The sequence below is a fragment of the Streptomyces sp. genome (assembly GCF_036566765.1).
In the GTDB taxonomy this organism is placed as follows: domain Bacteria; phylum Actinomycetota; class Actinomycetes; order Streptomycetales; family Streptomycetaceae; genus Streptomyces.
Map to the genome: position 1 here is coordinate 1 of NZ_DATCVQ010000697.1, position 5941 is coordinate 5941.

Annotated in this window: 5 protein-coding genes; 3 read left to right on the top strand and 2 right to left on the bottom strand. The window is 73.6% G+C overall.

Going from position 1 to position 5941, the window contains the following annotated elements:
- Positions 1 to 99 precede the first annotated feature (99 nt).
- From VIU94_RS40270 to VIU94_RS40280, 3 genes are read left to right on the top strand one after another with little or no spacing between them, the layout of a single operon-like run.
- Positions 100 to 1620: a molybdopterin molybdotransferase MoeA gene (locus VIU94_RS40270; protein WP_331919876.1), complete on the top strand. Its 1521-nt coding sequence runs from the start codon at positions 100 to 102 to the stop codon at positions 1618 to 1620.
- 20 nt (positions 1621 to 1640) lie between these two features.
- Positions 1641 to 2693, top strand: a complete 1053-nt coding sequence (locus tag VIU94_RS40275) for a potassium channel family protein (RefSeq protein WP_331919880.1) — start codon at positions 1641 to 1643, stop codon at positions 2691 to 2693.
- 10 nt (positions 2694 to 2703) lie between these two features.
- On the top strand, positions 2704 to 3693 hold the full coding sequence (locus tag VIU94_RS40280; RefSeq protein ID WP_331919878.1) for an NAD(P)H-quinone oxidoreductase: 990 nt from the start codon (positions 2704 to 2706) through the stop codon (positions 3691 to 3693).
- 195 nt (positions 3694 to 3888) lie between these two features.
- On the opposite strand, the gene VIU94_RS40285 is transcribed toward VIU94_RS40280, so the two are convergent.
- Both VIU94_RS40285 and VIU94_RS40290 read right to left on the bottom strand, forming a co-directional pair.
- Positions 3889 to 4428 carry a bacterial proteasome activator family protein gene (locus VIU94_RS40285; protein WP_331919882.1) on the bottom strand — a complete coding sequence of 180 codons (540 nt, stop codon included), beginning with the start codon at positions 4426 to 4428 and terminating at the stop codon, positions 3889 to 3891.
- Positions 4429 to 4524: 96 nt separating this feature from the next.
- On the bottom strand, positions 4525 to 5941 hold a 1417-nt coding region (locus VIU94_RS40290), incomplete at its 5' end, for an ABC transporter permease family protein (protein WP_524540668.1).

Consider the following 5941-nt stretch of genomic DNA (forward strand, 5'->3'; position numbering starts at 1 on the left):
GGGGGCGGACGGCGGCCCCGAGGCCGTCCGCGAGGCGGCCCGCAAGGCCGCCGCGCTCGCCAACCGCTGGGCCGCGGAGGCGGAGCAGGGCGACGCCGGATGACCCCGCAGGAGCCCACGGCCGGCAGATCGGTCGCCAAGGCCGCCGAAGCCGCCGGCACCGCCAAGGCCACCGAAGCCGCCAGGTCCGCCAGGTCCGCCAAGGCCGCCGAATCCGCCCAAGCCACCGAAGCCGCCGGGGCCGCCCAAGCCACCGCCGCCGACCCCGGTACGGAAGACACCGCCGACCCGGACGGTCTCGCCGACGCCCTCGCCCTCCAGAGACCGGCCGCCCGACCCACCCCGCCCACCCCGCGCGGCGACAGCGCCGACCCGCACCGCGACCGCCACCGCGCCACCCCCTGGGCCGGCGCCCGCGAGACGGCCCGGAAGGCCGGCGCGGTAGTGCGTCCGGCCCCCCAGCAGGTCCCGCTCGCGGACGCGCTCGGCCGGCTGCTCGGCGAGACGCTGACCGCGCTCACCGATCTGCCGTCCTTCGACACCTCCGCCATGGACGGCTGGGCCGTCGCCGGCCCCGGCCCCTGGCAGATCGACGAGGACGGCGCGATCCTTGCCGGTCACGCCCCCTCCGCCGCGCTCGACGACGGCACGGCCGTACGGATCGCCACCGGCGCGCGGATCCCGCCCGGGGCCACCGCCGTGATCCGCAGCGAGCACTCCCGCGCCGACGCGGGCGGCCGGCTGCACGCCGGGCGCGACGTCGTCCCCGGCCAGGACATCCGGCCGCGCGGCCAGGAGTGCCGCGCCGGCGACCAGCTGCTGTCCGGCGGAGCGCCGGTCACCCCGGCTGTGCTCGGCCTCGCCGCCGCGGCCGGGTACGACGAGCTTCTCGTCCTGCCCCGGCCCCGGGTGGAGATCCTGGTCCTCGGCGACGAGCTGCTCTCCGCGGGTCTCCCCCACGAGGGCCTGATCCGCGACGCCCTCGGCCCCATGCTCGGCCCCTGGCTGCACGCCCTCGGCGCCGACGTCCTCGGCACCCGCCGCATCGGCGACGACGCCGACGCGCTGCACGCCGCCGTCACCGGATCCCCGGCGGACCTGGTGATCACTACCGGCGGCACCGCAGCCGGCCCGGTCGACCACGTCCACCCCGTGCTCGCCAAGGCGGGCGCGGAGCTCCTGGTGGACGGGGTGAAGGTGCGCCCCGGCCACCCGATGCTGCTCGCCCGGCTCGGCCCGGGCCGCCATCTCGTCGGACTGCCGGGCAACCCGCTCGCGGCCGTCTCCGGCCTGCTCACGCTCGCCGAGCCGCTGCTGCGCGCCCTCTCCGGCCGGCCGGCCCCGGAGCCGTACCGGGTGGTCGTGCGCGACGAGGTGCAGGGCCATCCGCACGACACCCGGCTCGTCCCGTTCGTCCATCAGGGCGACCACGCCGTGCCGCTGCACTACAACGGCCCCGCCATGCTGCGCGGCATCGCCGCCGCGGACGGGATGGCCGTCGTCCCGCCGGGCGGCGCACGGCCCGGAGACACCCTGGACGTCCTTGATCTGCCCTGGTCGGCGACCGGGGCGATGTCCTCGACGACGGCCGACGCCGCCGCAGGAGTGTGTTTCACGTGAAACTTCCCGGACAGGACGCCATGGCCCGCCGGGCCGACGAGAACGCGCGGGTCACCATGCCGCGCAGGGTCGTCCAGAAGCCCCTGCGCCAGGTCGGCAAGCGGCTGATGATGGCCCTCGGCGTGCTCGCCCTGACCGTGCTGATCGTCTACGTCGACCGCGAGGGCTACCACGACAACGCCAACGGGGAGGTCGACTTCCTCGACGCCGCGTACTACTCGACGGTGACCCTCTCCACCACCGGGTACGGCGACATCGTCCCGCACAGCGACAGCGCCCGGCTCACCAACATCCTGTTGATCACGCCGCTGCGCGTGCTGTTCCTGATCATCCTGGTCGGCACCACTCTCGAGGTCCTCACCGAACGGACCCGGGAGGAGTGGCGGCTGAACCGCTGGAGGAGCGCCTTGCGCGAGCACACCGTCATCGTCGGCTTCGGCACCAAGGGGCGGTCCGCGATCCAGACGCTCTGCGCGACCGGGCTGCGCAAGGAGCAGATCGTTGTCGTCGACCCGTCCAGCAAGGTCATCGAGGCGGCCAACGCGGACGGCTTCGTCGGCGTGATAGGCGACGCGACCCGCAGCGACGTGCTGCTGCGCGCCGAGCTCCAGAAGGCCCGGCAGATCATCATCGCCACCCAGCGGGACGACACGGCCGTGCTCGTCACGCTGACGGCCCGACAGCTCAACCGCGGCGCCAAGATCGTGGCCGCGGTCCGCGAGGAGGAGAACGCGCCGCTGCTGCGCCAGTCCGGCGCCGACTCGGTGATCACCAGCGCCAGCGCCGCCGGCCGGCTGCTCGGTCTGTCCGTGCTCAGCCCCAGCGCGGGCACGGTCATGGAGGATCTGATCCAGCAGGGCTCGGGCCTCGATCTGGTCGAACGGCCGGTCACCAAGGCCGAGGTGGGCAAGAACGTCCGGGAGACCGAGGACCTGGTCGTGAGCGTGCTGCGCGGGCACCGGCTGATCGGCTACGACGATCCGAGGGCCAGCCCCCTCCAGCTGACGGACCGTCTGATCACCATCGTGCGGGCGGCCCCGCTCACCCCGCTGACCACCCCGACGCCGGAGTAGCCTCGCCGACATGTATGCGATCACGATTCCGGAACCCGGCGGCCCCGATGCCCTCGTCTGGGCCGAGGTGCCTGATCCCGTGCCCGCCGAGGGCGAGGTCCTCGTCGAGGTGGTGGCGAGCGCGGTCAACCGCGCCGACCTGTTGCAGCGGCAGGGCTTCTACGACCCGCCGCCCGGCTCGACCCCGTACCCCGGCCTGGAGTGCTCCGGCCGGATCACGGCGCTCGGCCCGGGGGTGTCCGGCTGGTCCGTCGGCGACGAGGTGTGCGCGCTGCTGGTCGGCGGCGGTTACGCGGAGAAGGTTGTCGTCCCCGTCGGGCAGTTGCTGCCCGTGCCGGAGGGCGTGGACTTGGTGACGGCGGCGGCGCTGCCCGAGGCCGTGTGCACGGTCTGGTCGAACGTCTTCATGATCGCCCATCTGCGGCCGGGCGAGACGCTTCTGGTGCACGGCGGCGCGAGCGGCATCGGCACCACCGCGATCCAACTGGCCAAGGCGATCGGGGCGAAGGTCGCGGTCACCGCGGGCGGCCCCGAGAAGCTGGCGCGCTGCGCAGAGTTGGGCGCGGACATTCTGATCGACTACCGCCGGCAGGACTTCGTCGAGGAGCTGCACAAGGCGACCGACGGCGCGGGCGCGGACGTGATCCTCGACATCGTCGGCGCGAAGTACCTGGAGCGCAACGTGAAGGCGCTCGCGGTCAGCGGCCGGCTCGCGATCATCGGCCTCCAGGGCGGTGTGAAGGCCGAGTTGAACCTGGCCGCGCTGGCCGCCAAGCGGGCCGCGATCACGGCGACGGGGCTGCGTGCCCGGCCGCTGCAGGAGAAGGCGGCGATCGTCGCGGCGGTGCGCGAGCACGTCTGGCCGCTGATCTCCGCCGGCACGATCCGTCCGGTGATCCACCGGACGGTGCCGATGGAGGAGGCCGCGGAGGGCCACCGGGCGCTCGACTCCGGCAGCCACATCGGCAAGGTTCTGCTGCTGGCCCCGCAGGCGCTCTGACGCGGCATCGGACCTGTACGGCATGACGCCCGTACGACACGACGCCCGTACGACATGACGCCCGTACGACACGATGCCCGTACGACATGACGCCAGTACGACATGACGCCCGTACGACACCACGAAGGCCCGGCACACCCCGTGTGCCGGGCCTTCGTCGTACGCGGGCCGTTCTTTCGTCCTACGCGGGCCGTTCTACAGATACGGGCCCGAGCGGGCGCCGCCGTGGCCGCCCCGCTCCTCGTCCTCGTCGTGCGGCGCACCCGGCGGGAGCGCGCGCCGCATCTGCTCCAGCTGCGCGCGGGCCGCCATCTGCTGGGCGAACAGCGCGGTCTGGATGCCATGGAAGAGGCCTTCGAGCCAGCCCACCAACTGGGCCTGCGCGATGCGCAGTTCCGCCTCGGACGGAATCGCCTCGTCGGTGAACGGCAGGGAGAGCCGTTCCAGTTCCTCGACCAACTCCGGGGCGAGCCCGTCCTCCAGTTCCTTCACCGAGCTTGCGTGGATGTTCTTGAGCCTGACCCGGCTCGCCTCGTCCAGAGGAGCCGCGCGGACTTCCTCAAGGAGCTGCTTGATCATGCTGCCGATCCGCATGACCTTTGCGGGCTGTTCGACCATGTCCGTCACGGGAACCTCGCGCGACTCGTCGTCGGCGCCGCCGATCGCCATCCCGTCCTGCCCTACGACCAGGACGTGGGGGCTTTCCTGCGACCGTTCACTCCTCGGCATCTCCATGCCGTCATTCTCTCGCACACGTGCCTCCAGACACGGTGTGCCCCCGGAGGAGGGTGATCCACCCTCCTCCGGGGGCACACTCGCGGGGCGGCGGCGTCAGATCGCCGCGCGACGGGCCAGCGCGCCGCGCGAGCGCGTGACCAGGGCCGCCAGGACCGCCGCGCCGACCGGCACGAGGACCAGGAGCGCCGCGAGGGTCGGCCACGGGACGACGATCGGCACGTACGGGGCCGGGCCGGGGTCGTAGAAGCCCTGCTCCAGCGCCTCCTCGTAGAACCGCTGCCGTTCGCGGCCCTCGGTGAGCCGCAGGCCCATGGCCGGCAGCACTCCGGCCGCCGATCCGAGGACGACGCCCATCGCGGCGACCACCCCGCACTGGAAGCCGCTCAGGGTGCGGCGGACCCGGGGCGGCGCGCCGACCGCGGCCAGGGTCTTCAGGTCGGCCTCGGCGTCGGCCTGCGCCAGTCCGGTGGCGATGCCCGCGGCCCCGATGGTGACGAGGCCGGCGAACACGGTCAGGGCGAGCAGCACGATGCTGTTCTCGTTGACGTAGCCCTCCTCCAGGTGCAGTTGGACGCCGCTGCCGAGCTTGGCGAGCTCGGCGTCGAGCTTCTGGCGCTGCTCGGAGCTGGGCATCCGCTCGGTGCTGAACAGGGCGCCCAGCGGGGTCGTGGTCAGCCCGGCGGCCTTGGCGGTCGCGGGGGTGATGACCGCCGTCAGGCCGTAGGTGCGCTGGTCGCCGTCGACGAGGTGGGCGGGCAGGGACACGATCCTGCCCGGGGGCTCCTTGCCCTGCTCCCAGGCCTGATCGGCCTTCGCCTGGTCGTCGATCAGCCGGATGCCGACCTTGCCGGTCGCGTCGACCGTGGGCTTCGAGAAGGTGACGATCTTGCCCGCGGCGAGCGCCCGCTCGATGCCCGCGTCCTCGATGCCGAGGATCTTCAGCGCCTTGGCGTCGCCGACGAGCAGGCCGCCCTCGACGTAGATGCCGGACTGGTCGGTCTCCTTGCAGCGCCAGTCCTTCGCGAGCTTGCGGGCCTCTTCCTTGGAGAACCGCGACGCGGGGTCCGGGGCGTCCTTGGTGGAGACCCACAGCGGGCACTCGTTCGCCTTGGGGATGACCAGCTCGTACCGGCCGCAGCCGTCGCCCTGGCCGTAGATCGAGCAGCCGCTCCGGCCGACCTGGAGCCGCTCGACGTCCGCGCGGACGTCGACGGGGAGCAGGCGCTGCACCGCGTCGCGGACCGCCGGGGCGTCCCGGCCGCCGTCCTCCTCGACGAGCGCGGAGACCGCGCCGTACGGCAGCGACGGTCGGTACTCGGCGCGTCGCTGCGCCTCCTCGCTGGCCCCGTACGTGGCGACGGCGACGGTGCCGGCGACCGCGGCGAGCACGGCGGCGACGGCGGGGGCCGTGCGGCCAAGACCGGCTCCTCCACGCCGGCCGGCGGGAACCTGCTCTGGGCGGCGAACACCGTCGTCGACGGCCAGATCCGGCGGGTCGTCGGCATCGTCA